The 16,840-nt window shown below is 29.5% G+C and carries 18 protein-coding genes; 15 read left to right on the forward strand and 3 right to left on the reverse strand.

Annotated features, from left to right (window positions below):
* Positions 1 to 80 precede the first annotated feature (80 nt).
* The 7 genes from MUN68_RS08675 to MUN68_RS08705 all read left to right on the forward strand — a co-directional run bounded on the left by MUN68_RS08675 (position 81) and on the right by MUN68_RS08705 (position 5,357).
* On the forward strand, positions 81 to 683 hold the full coding sequence (locus MUN68_RS08675) for an RDD family protein (RefSeq protein ID WP_272792447.1): 603 nt from the start codon (positions 81 to 83) through the stop codon (positions 681 to 683).
* A 137-nt stretch (positions 684 to 820) separates the two neighbouring features.
* A complete protein-coding gene (locus tag MUN68_RS08680; RefSeq protein ID WP_249997399.1) occupies positions 821 to 1,528 on the forward strand; it encodes a tetratricopeptide repeat protein in 708 nt (235 codons plus the stop codon).
* Positions 1,529 to 1,769: 241 nt separating this feature from the next.
* Positions 1,770 to 2,477: a DUF6090 family protein gene (locus MUN68_RS08685; RefSeq protein ID WP_249997398.1), complete on the forward strand. Its 708-nt coding sequence runs from the start codon at positions 1,770 to 1,772 to the stop codon at positions 2,475 to 2,477.
* A gap of 161 nt (positions 2,478 to 2,638) precedes the next feature.
* Complete coding sequence (locus tag MUN68_RS08690) at positions 2,639 to 3,379, forward strand: DUF6090 family protein (protein WP_249997397.1); 741 nt, start codon at positions 2,639 to 2,641, stop codon at positions 3,377 to 3,379.
* Between the two features lie 147 nt (positions 3,380 to 3,526).
* Complete coding sequence (locus MUN68_RS08695) at positions 3,527 to 4,327, forward strand: CPBP family intramembrane glutamic endopeptidase (protein ID WP_249997396.1); 801 nt, start codon at positions 3,527 to 3,529, stop codon at positions 4,325 to 4,327.
* Positions 4,328 to 4,450: 123 nt separating this feature from the next.
* A complete protein-coding gene (locus MUN68_RS08700) occupies positions 4,451 to 4,837 on the forward strand; it encodes an MPN domain-containing protein (protein ID WP_249997395.1) in 387 nt (128 codons plus the stop codon).
* 4 nt (positions 4,838 to 4,841) lie between these two features.
* Positions 4,842 to 5,357 (forward strand): hypothetical protein, encoded by a 516-nt coding sequence (locus MUN68_RS08705; RefSeq protein ID WP_249997394.1) that lies wholly within the window; start codon positions 4,842 to 4,844, stop codon positions 5,355 to 5,357.
* Positions 5,358 to 5,541: 184 nt separating this feature from the next.
* Here MUN68_RS08705 and MUN68_RS08710 read toward each other — a convergent pair whose 3' ends face one another.
* Complete coding sequence (locus MUN68_RS08710; protein ID WP_249997393.1) at positions 5,542 to 6,903, reverse strand: T9SS type A sorting domain-containing protein; 1,362 nt, start codon at positions 6,901 to 6,903, stop codon at positions 5,542 to 5,544.
* 781 nt (positions 6,904 to 7,684) lie between these two features.
* Here MUN68_RS08710 and MUN68_RS08715 point away from each other — a divergent pair.
* The 5 genes from MUN68_RS08715 to MUN68_RS08735 all read left to right on the forward strand — a co-directional run bounded on the left by MUN68_RS08715 (position 7,685) and on the right by MUN68_RS08735 (position 12,890).
* The gene (locus tag MUN68_RS08715; protein ID WP_249997392.1) at positions 7,685 to 8,188 is read left to right on the forward strand and encodes a hypothetical protein; all 504 of its coding nucleotides are present in this window, start codon (positions 7,685 to 7,687) and stop codon (positions 8,186 to 8,188) included.
* Positions 8,189 to 8,367: 179 nt separating this feature from the next.
* Positions 8,368 to 8,877: an STM3941 family protein gene (locus MUN68_RS08720; RefSeq protein WP_249997391.1), complete on the forward strand. Its 510-nt coding sequence runs from the start codon at positions 8,368 to 8,370 to the stop codon at positions 8,875 to 8,877.
* Positions 8,878 to 9,027: 150 nt separating this feature from the next.
* On the forward strand, positions 9,028 to 9,660 hold the full coding sequence (locus MUN68_RS08725; RefSeq protein ID WP_249997390.1) for a hypothetical protein: 633 nt from the start codon (positions 9,028 to 9,030) through the stop codon (positions 9,658 to 9,660).
* Between the two features lie 1,368 nt (positions 9,661 to 11,028).
* Positions 11,029 to 11,538 carry a WapI family immunity protein gene (locus tag MUN68_RS08730; RefSeq protein ID WP_272792452.1) on the forward strand — a complete coding sequence of 170 codons (510 nt, stop codon included), beginning with the start codon at positions 11,029 to 11,031 and terminating at the stop codon, positions 11,536 to 11,538.
* 749 nt (positions 11,539 to 12,287) lie between these two features.
* Positions 12,288 to 12,890 carry an RDD family protein gene (locus MUN68_RS08735; RefSeq protein WP_272792447.1) on the forward strand — a complete coding sequence of 201 codons (603 nt, stop codon included), beginning with the start codon at positions 12,288 to 12,290 and terminating at the stop codon, positions 12,888 to 12,890.
* Between the two features lie 192 nt (positions 12,891 to 13,082).
* Here MUN68_RS08735 and MUN68_RS08740 read toward each other — a convergent pair whose 3' ends face one another.
* Together MUN68_RS08740 and MUN68_RS08745 are read right to left on the reverse strand one after the other, a co-directional pair.
* Positions 13,083 to 13,868 carry an ABC transporter permease gene (locus MUN68_RS08740; protein WP_249997499.1) on the reverse strand — a complete coding sequence of 262 codons (786 nt, stop codon included), beginning with the start codon at positions 13,866 to 13,868 and terminating at the stop codon, positions 13,083 to 13,085.
* Positions 13,869 to 13,872: 4 nt separating this feature from the next.
* The gene (locus tag MUN68_RS08745) at positions 13,873 to 14,790 is read right to left on the reverse strand and encodes an ABC transporter ATP-binding protein (protein ID WP_249997501.1); all 918 of its coding nucleotides are present in this window, start codon (positions 14,788 to 14,790) and stop codon (positions 13,873 to 13,875) included.
* 253 nt (positions 14,791 to 15,043) lie between these two features.
* Between MUN68_RS08745 and MUN68_RS08750 the strand changes: the two genes are divergently transcribed.
* The 3 genes from MUN68_RS08750 (at position 15,044) to MUN68_RS08760 (ending at position 16,720) form a co-directional block, all read left to right on the forward strand.
* The gene (locus MUN68_RS08750; RefSeq protein WP_249997503.1) at positions 15,044 to 15,967 is read left to right on the forward strand and encodes a DUF1963 domain-containing protein; all 924 of its coding nucleotides are present in this window, start codon (positions 15,044 to 15,046) and stop codon (positions 15,965 to 15,967) included.
* A 209-nt stretch (positions 15,968 to 16,176) separates the two neighbouring features.
* Positions 16,177 to 16,428: a type II toxin-antitoxin system ParD family antitoxin gene (locus MUN68_RS08755; protein WP_249997505.1), complete on the forward strand. Its 252-nt coding sequence runs from the start codon at positions 16,177 to 16,179 to the stop codon at positions 16,426 to 16,428.
* Positions 16,421 to 16,720 carry a type II toxin-antitoxin system RelE/ParE family toxin gene (locus MUN68_RS08760; RefSeq protein WP_249997507.1) on the forward strand — a complete coding sequence of 100 codons (300 nt, stop codon included), beginning with the start codon at positions 16,421 to 16,423 and terminating at the stop codon, positions 16,718 to 16,720. Before MUN68_RS08755 ends, MUN68_RS08760 begins: the two co-directional genes overlap by 8 nt.
* Positions 16,721 to 16,840: the final 120 nt, after the last annotated feature.

The raw sequence follows: 16,840 nt of genomic DNA on the forward strand, positions 1-16,840 counted from the left end.
TTCCCTAATGGTTCGGTTTATTTTGCTAACTTAGTTCCTGCCAACGCAACCAGCCATACACAAAACCGTTGTGTTTAATTATGACGAACGACTTTACATTTGAATTAATAGCTATTGGAGTTTTAATACTTACATACTATACTCTGTACTATTTATCCAAACTCATAATCAAATACGAACTGCAAAAGAAAAAAACGAAAAGAATATCTAATGCTAAAACTTATAAAACGGTTACAAGGCAAGGAGAAAATTTTGAATATGAATTTCCGTTAAACCCGAATTTAGACGAATTTTGGATAAGATTATTTGCGAAAGTATTTGACTATGGATTTTATTTAGGAATATTTTATCTTATTGACAGAATTTTAATCGAAAAAAGTATATATCCATACTTGTTGGCATTTTTAGCTTTATTTATTATTAATCCGATATTTGAATCGTTGACTGGTAGAACTTTTGGGAAATATGTGTTCGGAATGAGAGTTATTGATGACTTTGGAGAAAACCCATCATTCTTGACTTCATTCATTAAAAATTTACTTCAACTTTTTAGTATAGCTTTTTATGTATTATCAAGTGCGACAATATTGGAAGATGAAATGTTTTTTCATAATAAAAGAACATTTACATATACGATTTGGAGTAAAGACAAAGAAAAAATATTAACTGAATTAAATAACTAAACACAACAACGTGTATATCCAATTGCTCAGTCTGTGTGTACTCGGAAATTCCTAACGGAATTTCCTATTGGTTCGTTTTCTTTTGTTAACTTAGTTCTTTCCAACGCAACAAGCCATACACAAAACCGTTGTAAGTAATGCGAGAAAAACTCATTTACATATTAATTTTCGGAGTGCTATTGTACTCTTGTGACTTCACTTCTGCTGATGAATACTATAATCAAGCTTTCGAATACGAAGAGAAAGGTGATTTAAAAAAAGCGATTGAATTACTCGATAAATCTATCGAAAAACAATCTGATTTCAGACCTGCACTTTTAAATCGTGGATATTACAAAACTGAACTAGGAAACCTTGATGGCGGAATTATGGACTATAAAAAAATATTAGAATTTGATTCTGATAACACTCTTGCCCTCTATAACATCGGAACTAACTATCAAGAATTAGAAAAACCAAAAAAAGCCATTGAATATTTTACAAAAGCACTGAATACAAGTGGAGCTTTGACAAGTTTTGCAAATTCAAATGGAGGTACGTTAGGTTTAAGAACAAATCTTGACTTTGATAAATTAGATAACGATAATGATTTTGAAATACATAAATGTAAAATTCAATTTTCTCGTGGTGTAAATTACTTTTTTACTAAAAAATATGATCTAGCAATAATTGACTTTGAAAATTCCATTAAAGCAAATTATAATAAAGCCGAAAGCCATTTCTTTCTTGGCGGAATATATTTGGAAAAAGCTGAACTTAATAAGGCTTGTGAAAACTTTACCTTATCAGCTGATTTAGGAGATTTAGATGCTAAAGAAAAAATAAAGGTACATTGCAATGAATAAAAGCACTACTTACAACAACGTGTATAACCAATTGCTTGGTTTGTGTGTACTCGGAAATTCCTAACGGAATTTCCTATTGGTTCGTTTTCTTTTGTTAACTTAGTTCTTGCCAACGCAACCAGCCATACACAAAACCGTTGTGCTTCATTATTCTCACTCGAACGGAATGAAATAATTATCCTAACTTTCGAGAAATAACTAACCAATGATAAAATTCTTTAGAAAAATACGTTACGACCTTATGGGAAAAAACAAAACTACAAAGTATTTGAAATATGCAATCGGTGAGATTGTCCTAGTGGTAATTGGAATACTAATTGCATTAGGAATTAATAACTGGAGTAATGAACATACAGCAAAAAAAGAACTAAAAGAAATTTATAAACAAATACAAAATGACTTAATAATTGACACAACACAAATTGGGCGAATAGTTCGAATCTATGAAGAAAAAGAAGAAAGAATTCAGGATATTTTAGAAAAAAGAATAAAACCATCTTTTTACGATACTATAAGCCCTCTTAATTATAAAGACTGTAAAATATGCGTCATAGATGTTGCAACATTTAGTTCCTTTGAAATTAATTCAAAAGGTTATAATCTATTCAATAATAATGGTGTTATTAAAACAATAACAAAAGATTCACTACCAGATAGGATTGATGAATTTTATACAAGTGCCATGCCAAGGATTCAGACTCAAGTTCAAGTTGTTAAAAATATTTCTTTAGAAAACATAAAAGACTTTCAGCAATATTCTTGGTTTGTAGATTGGACTGAAAAAAGATATAATGAAGATATGCTATTGTATATATTTGAAAGCGAAACTTATCGTAATCAATTAGCAAGTTATAAGCTTTTTTACAAAAAAAATTATATCCGAATTTTAATTTCTTACAAAGAATACGCTGGTTACATTTTAGGTCTAATTGAATTAGAACAAAAATAACGAAAGCACAACAACGTGTATAACCAATTGCTTAGTTTGTGTGTACTCGGAAAATCCTGCGGATTTTACTCTGGTTCGTTTTCTTTTACTAACTTAGTTCTCGCCAACGCAACTAGCCATACACGAACACGTTGTGCTTCATTATCAGAAACCGCTAACCAATGATAAAATTCTTTAGAAAAATTAGACAAAACTTGCTTATGGAAAATAAAACTGGAAAGTATTTTAAATATGCGATTGGAGAAATTATACTTGTGGTAATTGGAATTTTGATTGCATTAAGCATTAATAACTGGAATGAAGATAGAAAAGCTAAAACCTATGAAGAACAAGTTTACACACAAATTTATAAAGATATAAAGGCAGATAGCTTAAACCTCTCTCTTGTCATTAAATATTACAAACAAAAGGATACTTTAATGAATCGAATTCTTTACGATAGTGTGCCTTCAATCGAATACGAAACCATAAATGATGAAAATCAATATACATTTCCCTACGGTATCCGTCTTATTACAAATCATGATAATATATCGAACACCAAAAAAGGGTATCAACTTTTTAAAACATTTAATACTATGGATATAGATTCTGATTCACTTTCTTTTTCTATAGAAGACTATTATTCACAAGCGATCATTAACGAAAAATATGAATTGGTTAAAAACGCTACCGATAGGAACATTACAGAATTTCAACAAAAAGATTGGTTTCTCGATTTTGCAGTAAATCATAAATTAAATCTTGACTATTTAGATTATATTAATAATAGTAGAGACTTTAAAATTCGAGTTTTTGATTATCAACTTTTTGCTATAAAAAACCACAATCGAGATTTGATACAACAACAAGAACTTGCTGAGATAATTAAAGAAAAGATTAAAGATAGGCTAGAAAAATAACGAAAGCACAACAACGTGTATAATTCATTGCTAGTTCTCGCCTACTTGGAAATTCCTTCGGAATTTCCTCTGGTTCGTTTTTGTTTACTAACTTAGTCCTAGCCAACGCAACTAACCATACACAAGCACGTTAGCAGTAATTAAAAAATGAACATCCTCAAGGCATTCTTACTTACCGCTTTATTAATGGTTATTGAATTAGCTTTATCTTATCCTGTATGGTATTTTGCAGATACTACTAATTTTGAAACAAATTCAATTCTGCATTTAATTGGGATTTCTGGTATTGTTCCTTATTCAATCTCATTTATCATAGTATTATTTTTTATTTCTAAAATGAAACTCAAATGGGATAATGGAATTAAAAAAGTAAAATCATTGAATTTAGAAATTGTAATTTATCTTCTAATAATGAACATTGGCTTATATTTTTTTGATAGACCATGTTTTGATTTCACAAGAATCTTGGATACAATAAATAATGTTCCAATTGAACCATATACAAATTATCAAGGTTCAAATATTTCTTTATTCTATAGGACTATAGCTGTTCTATTTATTGCTCCAATATTTGAAGAATTATTTTTTAGAAAATACTTGTTTGTAGAATTGTCAAAGAAGTACTCAAGTAAAATTTCAATCATAATTTCAAGTATTTGTTTTTCATTAATTCACCTTCCAAGTTATAGGAATTTAATCCCAACATTCCTTTTTGGCGTTATATGCTGTCTAATTTATTCTAAAACACGAAATATTCTTTACACTATTCTAATACATTTTCTATCAAATCTAACATGGCTGCTTACAATTAAATTTGGTGCTAATATCTACAATTGGGTTTTATCATTGGAATACAACTATTTATATTGGGTTTTAGTTTTATCAGGAATTTTAATAGTATATTTTTCACTTCGAAAAATAACTACAGCTAACAACGTGTATAATTAATTGCTAGTTATAGCCTACTTACGAATATTCCTGCGGAATATTCTATTCGTTTTTTATTTGCTAAATTAGTTGCTGAAACACGCAACCAACCATACACGAACACGTTGGCAGTAACCTAAAATAATGTTAACACCTCAAAATATTATTTCAATATTCGAAGAACATGGACTCCCAGAGTATGGGCTAACATTAGATTTTTTACCAACTCAATCTTTAATTAGAAAGATGTCTGAGAGATTTAAAATTGAATTTGCTATTATGTTTACAATAAATAATGGTAATTACTATTGCATATACAAAGGCACAAGTAATAGCGTAGAATTACCAATTGACGCTAAAGAAATACTTCTTTCTCATACACATCCAAATGGCACAATAAAACCAAGCATTCACGATATTAATTGGTTGAAAACTGCTCAATCTGTAGGTTCACCTCAGATTCAATCGGTAATATTACCCATTGGAAAAAAAAGAGTAACTTTCAATATTAATAGCCCCTTTTTAAAATAATATTATGGAAATTCATAATGAAATATTGACCAATATTAATACTAGGTATGTATTATTAAAGAAAGAAAATGACTATCTAATAATAGATAAATTAAGAAAAACTATGGTTATAATTGACGACCCGATTATTAATCTGAAAAAGCTTATTGAAGTTATGATTTCTAAGAAAGTGCAGGTTTATGAAGATGCTAAAGAGCTCCCAAAACCAATAGAAGAACCTCAAAAATTTAATATAAAATCAGTAGCCTTTAAGGTATTTATTAAAAAAATTTACAATCATAAAGAAGAAGAAACTGGTTCTATACTTACAGCTTTAACTAATGAACCTGTAAATGCTGAAAGAAAAAATATTATTGAAAAAAGGATCATGAGTTATGCGTTTCAAGTATTATATCCTGGAGAAGGCTTAAATATGTATAGTTCAGTTTATAAAGACACAGCCTCTATTACTGCTATAAAGAAAATTAACAGTTTACCTTCTAGCGAAATTGGAAATATTAAAGAAATATATGACTGGTAAATAGCAACTGCCAACAACGTGTATAACCAATTGCTTGGTTTGTGTGTACTCGGAAAATCCGGCGGATTTCCCTAATGGTTAGTTCCTTTTGTTAACTTAGTTCTTGCCAACGCAACAAGCCATACACGAACACGTTGCCATTCATTGTGAGCAACGAACTTTTATTGAATAATTTGTCCAAATATTATTCTTTAATCACTCTATAAACTGCCGATGAATTATTGTTTTCAACGGTAACTAAATACATTCCAGAATTTAGTTCAACCAAATCGATTTCTTCTCTAAATGAATTCGGTTTCAAACTCATTATCTCCTGACCCAAAAGATTATGTACTTTAACTTGAGTAATAGTCTTATTAGATTTTAAATTCAAAATATTACTTGTTGGATTAGGATATAAGCTAAATTCTATGAGTGAAATGTCTTGCGTAGATAACAATTCGTCTTGAATAACAATATCGAATAAACCTGTTGCCATTCTACCTGTGTCTTCACTCCATACTTGTAGCTTATAGTAAGTAAATGTTGAGACTGGAATATTCACTAATGAACCTGTACTACAAGCATTGTTTACTTGGGTCAATGAACTGCAAGTTCCACTCCATAACTGTAAATTATAACCTTCACTTACGTTAATATCAATAAATTCATTAGCACCAGTATTAAAACTAAACCAAACGTCTGCTCTATTACTAACATTATTACAAGATGGTATTTGGTTTGATGATGTTGCCAACTCATTATATGCAACGATTTGTTCTCCTAAAGTTAATAAAAACGAACTACTGCAATCATCATTTCTTGGTTCAATTCCACAATTATAGCCTATTTCCAAAATATTTGAACAACCTTCTGCATTGTTTTCAATCTGATAACTACACTCTGAAATACAATTCGCTAAAGAGTAACAAACTGATTCTATATTACAATTTGATAAATTAGGGTTATCTGTAATTATAATGTCTACATAAGTATCGTTACCCAAACTAACATTTGACAATGCGGAAATATCGGACAACGAATTATTACTCTGTAATAAAATTCCAAATAAAGACGATATGACTTCAAGTCCTTCTAAACTTTGTATATTAGGATTCCCTAATAGTTGTATGGTTCCTGCAAATGAAGGAGATATACCTATTAAATTTTGTAAAGAATTATTGTAATGTAATCGAATTCCATAATTTGATACATAGGAACTCAAACCATTTATATTAATTAGATTATCGTTATTTGATATTATAAATTCATCTACACCTTCTCCTGTGAAATTATTCAAACCTGTTAAGTCAACAAGTAATGGATTGTCTTGTATATATAAATGATAAACCGTTTCTATACCAAGTAAAGGTGTTAAATCCGTTATATCATTCCCACTGATTGTTAATGTACCGTCTATATCTGTACAAGAAGGGTAATTTGTGGGAAAAGCATCAACTTCTGCTTGTGATGTTAAAGTAATTGTACCTGGACATTGACTAAAACCAAGAACAGGCATAATTACTATTACTAAATTTAATAAAAAAGAACGTAATTTTGTTTTCATAATATACAATTTAATAAAAACAAATATATGCATTTTAAATTTACATCTAAATGAAAATTCGAACTGAATAAAAACAACGAAATGGCAACAACGTGTATAATTCATTGCTAGTTCTAGCCTACTTGGAAATTCCTTCGGAATTTCCTCTGGTTCGTTTTAGTTTACTAATTTAGTTGCTGAAACACGCAACGAAATCATACACAAACACGTTGGTAACAATAGCTCCGAAGTTATAATTATAGTAACTCCAAGTGATACAGAGTTACTATAATTACAACTTCGGAGCTATTGCCACTCATACTCTTAAAGTTGAAAGCTTACTCAAAATCTAAAACTCATTGTGGCGAAAAAAAGTCTGGTTTTCTTTTCGCGATTTTTTTTTTGAGGTTAAGACACATTCACTAAAAAACTATTCTGAGAAAATTTTTATTTGAGTTTGAGAAAGTTTGTGCAATCATTCACTCAAATCTAAAAAGATGATCACTCAAATTCTTTATTTTTAAAGAGGAGCTTTAATCTAAAATTGTACAATTTTCTTTTATTAGAAAAATCTATCATACATCTATGAAAACTTACTCCTGCTCCAACACTCTAATCTGAATGTGATTACTCTAATGTGTCGCTACAGTTGCCAACAACGTGTATAACCAATTGCTCAGTCTGTGTATACTTGGAAATCCCTAACGGAATTTCCTACTGGTTCGTTTCTTTTTGCTAACTTAGTTCTTACCAACGCAACTAGCCATACACAAACACGTTGTGTGTAATTTGAGAAAACCGAATGCAAAGAACAGAAATCATAAATAAGAAAGAGTTTTTTGAACTGATTGAGTTTATTCTATCGGATTCTAAAGCTGAACTTTATGAATCATACTCTGAAATGGAAAAAGATTTGGTTCGGATAAAAAATTACTCTGAATTTAAAGACTATTTCTCTCACTCGATTGCTGAAAATAAAAAACAATTAGGATTTGGAATTTACCATCCTGAAAGTAAAGGCAGATTCTCAATAACGGAATTAAAACTTGACCCAAAATATTGTAACGGAAAAACTTACCGAAACCGAATTGATGGTTGGGGAATTATTTACATTCAATTGAATTTAATAAATGCTGAAAACGAAATTGAATGTCGAATTTCTGTGAATTCAAAAAAAAGAGCTGAAAATTGGAAAAGCACTAATCCTGAATTTGGAAATCCTGAATTGTGGGAATGGAAAGTAATCGAAAGTAACGCAAGGAAAATAATAAAACGATTAAAAAACTACACACAACAACGTGTATAATTAATTGCTGTGGTCGTTGCGTACTCGGAAAATTCCTGCGGAATTTTCTACTGGTTCGTTTTCTATTTACTAACTTAGTTCTCGCCAACGCAACCAACCATACACGAACACGTTGTGTGTAATTTGAGAAATAGTGCACATTAAGCAAAACAGTTACCATAGAAAAAGTAAATGAATGAATGAATAAAGAAATTAAATTTAAAAAGAATCGAATTTTATTAGGAATACTTTTCTTTAGTTTAATGCTTTTTGCCTCAATTTGGTTTTTAGCTAATCCTGAATTATTTTTAAGAAATGTGTTTATGAAAGAGAAACATATTCAAACAATAGGAATAATTGGAGTTATATATTTTTCAGCACTCTTATTTTCATTTTTTAAAATTCTTCGAAAAAAATATGCTATTCAAATTACAGATGATTTTTTAATTGATAATTCTAAATATGAATCATTAGGAAAAGTAAAATGGAGAGATATTACCAAAATACAAAGACTAAAGAAAAGAAGTATTGAGGTATTCGTGAAAAGAGATATACACAAAACGAGAAAAAGAAACTTACTCTCAAAATTTCTTGCGATTATGAATAACAGGAATTATAAAGAAAGTATTATCATATCTAGTGCTTTAACAGACATAAGTATTGAAGATCTCTTTGAGGGAATAACAAGTACTTATAAAACGAATAAATAAAAACTACACACAACAACGTGTATAATTAATTGCTTTGGTCGTTGCTTATTTGGAAAATTCCTTCGGAATTTTCTCTGGCACGTTTTTGTTTACTAAATTAGTTGCTTAAACACGCAACTAACCATACACAAAACCGTTAGCCACAACTACATGAAAAAGAAATCCAATAACAATAATCAGAAAAATCTCAGCCTCTTCAAGAGCGTACTAATTGCAGTCGTTAGTGGACTAAGTGTTGTACTTTTTCAACAACTATTTTTTAAGAGCAACTTAAATTATGAATTAAGAAATGAAATTTTAAAAGAAAACTATGAATACTATGTCGCAATGCAACATTTTTCAGATAAATACTCGATTGTCAGATGGAATTATCTTACAGCTCCTAAAGAAGGATATATAGATTTATTAGCTGGTGATAAAATTAATCATAATGGAATAGAAAAGATTATAAAAGCTGACGGAAAAACATATTTCCCATCAAACGCAACCCTTTTTTCATCGTCTAAAACAGTAGAATTAGCAATTGATTCTTTAAAACAGAAAAAATGGCAAGAAAATAAAAAATTCATAATTGAAAATAAGAATAAAATTGATCAGGATATTTATAATGATTTTCTTAAAATAATTAAGATTGTAGATAAAAACCCTTGGCCAAAAAAAAATCTATCGATGTTAGAGATAAAAGACAATATATGGTCCGATAAACAGTTTGTAGAGGCTTGGTTTTCAATAAATTTAGATTTATGGGAAAAAACATATGAATATATTGGTATAAGACAATAAAGCAGTGGCTAACAACGTGTATAACCAATTGCTGGTTATAGCCTACTTGGAAATTCCTACGGAATTTCCTCTGGTTCGGTTTCTTTTACTAACTTAGTTCCTGCCAACGCAACAAGCCATACACGAACACGTTGTATTTAATAATGCCAGCCTTTCTGATCTTCCCAGGTTTATTGCCATCATCAAAACTTGTAGATTAAGGTCAGTACTCTAAAAGCAGTACGGAATTGACTTTCGATAGATTTTTTTCCTTGTCAAGCTTTCGATTGAAATCGTATGAGAGTTTTACTCTCAAATACGAATGAATTCGCATAAAGCTTGCCTTAAGGTATAGAATATTTTCGACAAAGTCAAGTAATTACCCAAATACTTATCATTTAAAGTGCTGAATACTTTAATACGCAACAACTTTTAATGATCGCTTTTAAAATGACGATACCATATCCCGCGATATAGTACATAATTTGAAAACCATAAACCGGATTCAGAATCTGTTATGTAGCGTCTGTCATTCCTACGTAATTATGGAGATTCCCTATGGTCATTTCCAAATTACTAAAAACAACAGCGTGTATAATTAATTACTTGTTCCTCTTATATTTGGAATATTTATTACCATAAATAAAATGGTTAGTTTCTTTTTGCTAATTTAGTAATAACAAAACGTAACTAATCATACACGTCTACGTTAACAACAATAGTGCAAAAATTCGACAGCACTACTCTATTTGAACTATTATTGTAAATACAAAAATCTCTAATTTCTCATTTAAGATTTTCGTTTATCATTTTTTGGAGAACTAAACGCTTTTATGGTCTGTTTTTGTTTATTAACTTATAGCTAGAAAACTCTCAAGATAATTTCTTACTTCATTGGTAAACAGTTTCTTTTTAAGATAATATGTTCGTTCATTTAAAATTGTTTTTTCATAAGTCAGCCAAATTATCGCTAGCGTTCTGTATCGTTCTAAAATCCAAAAAAGGTGTTCGTTATTATTCTTGTGGTGCAACCTAAATGCTATTATGGACTTTTCTCTTTTGCCAAATCAACGGTTTCTTGGGAGTATCAGCTAATGTTAGTTATAGCATTCTCTTCGGTTGCTATGAGGTATATAGCTAGTTCTGTGATTTACCAATGACTTGTGCTGCACTACAGTTGCTAACAACGTGTATAATTAATTACTGCGGAATTTCCAATCGGAAATTCACAATAATTAATTATATTAGCTACAAATCGGAAAATGACTTACGTCCTTTTCCGTAACTAATCATACACAAAACCGTTGTGCGTAAGCTGTCAGACCAACGAAAATCGAACTAAAATTTAAACTTTTTAGTTACTTACGAACGAAAAACAATCTGAATTAAATGACATTTAAAGGAATAAATAACCAAACAGTTGAATTTAGGATAACGAATTATCAGTTTCCTGAAATAACTGATTGTGAATATGATTCAAATTGGTTGTTAGTTTATTTAAAAGTAAAAAGTGATTGCGGAAATTGGGAAACGGTTGACCCTTCTCTTTTGGTAAGAGATTTAAAAGACATTATTGAATGGTTTGAGCAACTTTCGAATGATATAGAAACAGATACGGATTCACTTGTATTTATGGAACCAAATTTGGAATTTGAACTGACTAAAAAATATGCGCATAAAAAACGAATAAGAATAACGTTTGATTTAGAATCTCGCCATCCAAATGCCAAAGATGACGAAGAATTTTTTGTGGATTGTGAATTTAACAATGAGGAATTAAAACAAATTGCGTCTGAATTGAAAAAAGAAGCGGAATTATATCCAGAACGAGCTTTAATGAATAGAAAAAAATCTTACATAGATATGTTTAAAAATTTAGGTAAATCTTTATTCAATTGAATACGAAAAAGCCTACGCACAACACCGTGTATAATTCATTGCTAGTTATAGCCTACTTACGAAAGTCCTCGCGGACTTTCTATCTGTGATTTATTTGCTAACTTTAGTGCTTTAACACGCCACTAATCATACACAAAACCGTTAACAACAATAGTGCAAAAATTCAACAGTACTACTCTATTTGAACTATTGTTATTAATACAAAAATCTCAAATTTCTCATTTGAGATTTTCGCTTTATCATTTTTTGGAGAACTAAACGCTTTTTGGTTTGTTTTTGCTTATTAAGTTATAGCTAGAAAACTCTCAAGAAAATTGATCACTTAAATGGCAAACAATTTATTTTTAGAATAATATGTTTTATCATTTAAAATTGTTTTTTCGTAAGTCAGCCGAATTATCGATAGCGTTCTGTATCATTCTAAAATCCAAAAAAGGTGTTCGTTAGTATTCCTGTGGTGCAACCTAAATGCTATTATGGACTTTTCTCTTTTGCCAAATCAACGGTTTCTTGGGAGTATCAGCTAATGTTAGTTATAGCATTCTCTTTCGGTTGCTGTTAGGTATATAGCTAGTTCTGTGATTCACCAATGACTTGTGCTGCACTACAGTTGCTAACAACGTGTATAATTAATTACTGCGGAATTTCCAATCGGAAATTCACAATAATTAATTATATTAGCTGCTAATCGGAAAATGACTTACGTCCTTTTCCGTAACTAATCATACACAAACACGTTGTGTTTAATTATGACGAACGACTTTACATTTGAATTAATAGCTATTGGAGTTTTAATACTTACATACTATACTCTGTACTATTTATCCAAACTCATAATCAAATACGAACTGCAAAAGAAAAAAACGAAAAGAATATCTAATGCTAAAACTTATAAAACGGTTACAAGGCAAGGAGAAAATTTTGAATATGAATTTCCGTTAAACCCGAATTTAGACGAATTTTGGATAAGATTATTTGCGAAAGTATTTGACTATGGATTTTATTTAGGAATATTTTATCTTATTGACAGAATTTTAATCGAAAAAAGTATATATCCATACTTGTTGGCATTTTTAGCTTTATTTATTATTAATCCGATATTTGAATCGTTGACTGGTAGAACTTTTGGGAAATATGTGTTCGGAATGAGAGTTATTGATGACTTTGGAGAAAACCCATCATTCTTGACTTCATTCATTAAAAATTTACTTCAACTTTTTAGTATAGCTTTTTATGTATTATCAAGTGCGACAATATTGGAAGATGAAATGTTTTTTCATAATAAAAGAACATTTACATATACGATTTGGAGTAAAGACAAAGAAAAAATATTAACTGAATTAAATAACTAAACACAACAACGTGTATAACCAATTGCTTAGTTTGTGTGTACTCGGAAATTCCTATCGGAATTTCCTATTGGTTCGGTTTATTTTGCTAACTTAGTTCCTGTCAACGCAACTAGCCATACACAAACACGTTGTGCAACATATAAGAAAATCTACAAACAAAGTGAATAATCATTAAAATTATTTACTATTTGCTTATTTAATATTTAACTTCTTTATGTTTAAATAACCTAAAACACTTGTTATTAAAAAGCACATAATACTGAATATAGTAACAGAGGAAATACCAAAAATTAAAGGCATTTTTTCACCCAAAGAAACTGATAAAACACTAAATGAGTATGGAAAATAAATGGATTGTTGTGGAGCTTGTGAAACGATGATACCTATAATAGCTAAAAACATTCCAAAGCCTAAAGGAATAACAAAGTTCTTAAATCTGAAACTTAACCAAAATTGAATTCCAATAATACCAAAAGAAGCTACAAAAGATGTAATTAAAATTTTAATATATCTCAAATGTTCGGGCGAAAAATTTAAAAACCCTAAATCTGGATAAACAAAACCTAATAAAGCACCTGATAAGAGAATTGCTATATAGTAGTATAAATAAGTAACCATTATAGCTAGAATAACAATACTTAGTTTTCCAAAATATATACTCGACTTGGGTACAGGCAATGCAAATAGATGTTTTATTCCTAAAGATTTATGTTCTATTTGCATAATCAAACTCGTTATTAAAACAATAAACATTGGTATAAAAAAGGGAGTAGAATTTTCAATTTGAGTAACCATAAATTTTTCCCAAGGATTTATTTCTGCTGCCGGAACTAAAGTTTCATGTTCAAAAATGTAAGCTACAATAAATAATATAGGAAAAAGGACTGCACTAATAATTGTAAGCCAAAAAGCAAATGTTCGTTTTAACTTAATAAGTTCATTTTTTAAGCTTGCAGTATAATATAAGATTGCTGACATACTATTAATTTTCGGTTAATGATAAAAAGAGTTCTTCTAAATTGTTCTTAATGGATACCTGATAAATATTAATTCTATCAGTTCTTAAAACATCTATCACATCTGTTATTTCATTTTTACTTTTTACTTCAATTTGTATAAAACCATCAAGCAACGAAATGTTTTCTATTTTCAAATTCTTAAGTACAGACATCCCTTCAATAGGCTTATCCACTTCTATTTCAAATTTGATATTTGTTTCTTTAGATTCTTTTAAACTTGCCACAGTATCTTGATATAACATTTTACCATTCCTAATAATACCAACGTGTGTACAGGTTTTCTCAATTTCACTTAACAAGTGACTTGAAATAAAAATTGTTGTCCCAAACTTTTTGTTTAAGTCTTTAATAAGGGTACGCATTTCTATAATCCCTTTTGGGTCTAATCCATTTGTTGGCTCGTCTAAAATGATTAGTTCAGGATTGCTTAATAAAGAAATTGCTAATCCTAAACGCTGTTTCATTCCTAGTGAATATTCTTTAACTCTTTTGTTTTTAGCGTTAGTTAGGTTTACAATCTCTAATACTTCAAAAATTCTACTTGACGATATTTTCTGTCTGTAGTTGGCAGATATTTTCAAATTATCAATCGCATTTAAATGCTCATATAAAGATGGATTTTCTATTAAACCACCTACTTTATTCAAAACTTTAAGTCTTGATTGTCCATTAAAGAGTTCCCCAAAAAGAGCAACAGTTCCAGAGTTTTTCTTTAAAAGACCAAGAATTAGACGAATGGTAGTACTTTTCCCTGAGCCATTTGGACCTAAAAAACCATAAATACTTCCCTTGGGAACTCTAAGTTCTAAATCTTCAATATCTTTCTTGTTTTTGGAATATGAAAAATTGAGGTTTTTAGTTTCTACAACAAGTTGATTCATTTTTAAAGTTTAATAGGTTGGTATATTATAATAACGATTAAAGAGGAAAAATGTAACAAACTATAAGATAAAGCAAGAATGATTTTATACATTACGTGGGTATAATACGTTGCACAACAACGTGTATAATTAATTGCTTTGGTAAGTGCTTATTTGGAAAATTCCTGCGGAATTTTCTCTGGCAAGTATTTGTTTACTAAATTAGTTGCTTAATCACGCAACTAACCATACACAAAACCGTTACCACACATTTATGCGAAAAACATTAACCTATTTTATGATTTTATTTATGCTTTTCAGTTGCAATAATAAAAATTCTTACAGTTTTTACGATAAAAAATTGAATGAGAATATTGAGGATGTTAAAGCATTTAAATTTGATGAAACCGAAAAAATAGTTTCTTTACTAGAACCATATATTTATGTTTTTGATTCAAAGAAAAAAATAAAAATAGGAGATTCTAAATTTGGAGGAACGCCAGATTTGCCACAATCATTAAATTGGCCTAAATTCAATAATAATCCAATGGTGTTTTTTGGTCAGATTAATCTAGAACATATAAGTTTTTTGCATAAAAATGAATATTTACCAAAAGAAGGAATATTATATTTTTTCTCATATTTCAAGAATCCTGAGAATGAATATGGAGCTGAATATTTATTTCAAATCCCAAAAACCGAATACAAGGTTTTATATTACGCTGGTTCCATTAGTGATTTACGGAAAACTAAATTTCCAAAAGAACTAATTAAAAAATATCAATTTAAACAAACTGCTATTGAATATGAATTAGACTTTAGACTTCCGTGTTCTAATTTTGGCTGGAAGTATCAACAAGCATCCTTTACTGATAATGATAAAAGTACAATGACTGAATTTATTGAAAGATTCGACGATTATTGTATGAGTGAAGTGATACTTGGAATTCCAGCACCAATTCAAGACGATTTAGAATACGACTGGTCATATGCATACCTAGAATCGCTTGATTATCATAATGAGGAAATTAAAGAACAAGTTAACATTCTTAGACCGCAGTTTATTAACCTTTTTAGTTTTAGTATGTATGATAGGTTTGATACAATAGGAATTTCAGAATGTTATTTCGGAATAAAAAAAGAAGATTTGAAAAACAAAGATTTCGATAAAACAATTTTTGTTATGCAAGGAACATAAAAACGTGTGGTAACAACGTGTATATTTAATTGCTAGGTATAGCCTACTTACGAATATTCCTGCGGAATATTCTATTCGTTTTTTATTTGCTAAATTAGTTGCTTAAACACGCAACTAAGCATACACAAACACGTTGGGTGTAATTTGAGAAAATTGAGTAAATTTGGATATTTTACCAATTTTTGGTACATTTGAGAAAAGATTGAAAAATGAGTAAAAACACATCCATATCACTCGGAAATTATTTCGACCAATTTGTACAAACCCAAATTTCTGCTGGACGATATAAAAACGTTAGTGAAATAATCAGAGCTGGACTTCGTCTTTTAGAAAATGAGGAAAGCAAAGTGATTGCATTAAAAAATGCTATTCAAGAAGGGTTGAATAGTCCTATAGTAGAAAACTTTGATTTCGAAGAAAATCTTCAAAAATTAAAATCTGAAAAAAGAAAGAATGGTTAAAATTTCTTTCAGACAAAAAGCCAACGAAGATCTTAATAGCATTTGGAATTATACTTACGAAAATTGGTCTGAAACTCAAGCGGACAAATATTATGCAACAATTAAATTTGCATGTAAAGGAATAGCAGAAAATCCTGATATCGGAAAAGAATATGATGGAATAAACAGAAACTTACTTGGACTCAAGTCTGGAAAACATATAATATTTTATCATTTGATTTCGGAAAATGAAATTGAAGTAATAAGAATATTACATGAGAGAATGGATTTAAAAAACAGATTGACTGAATAAATAAACTACACCCAACAACGTGTATAACCAATTGCTTGGTTATCGCATACTCGGAAATTCCTATCGGAATTTCCTATTGGTTCGTTTTCTTTTGTTAACTTAGTTCCTGCCAACGCAACA

The sequence above is a fragment of the Psychroserpens ponticola genome (assembly GCF_023556315.2).
Taxonomy (GTDB): domain Bacteria; phylum Bacteroidota; class Bacteroidia; order Flavobacteriales; family Flavobacteriaceae; genus Psychroserpens; species Psychroserpens ponticola.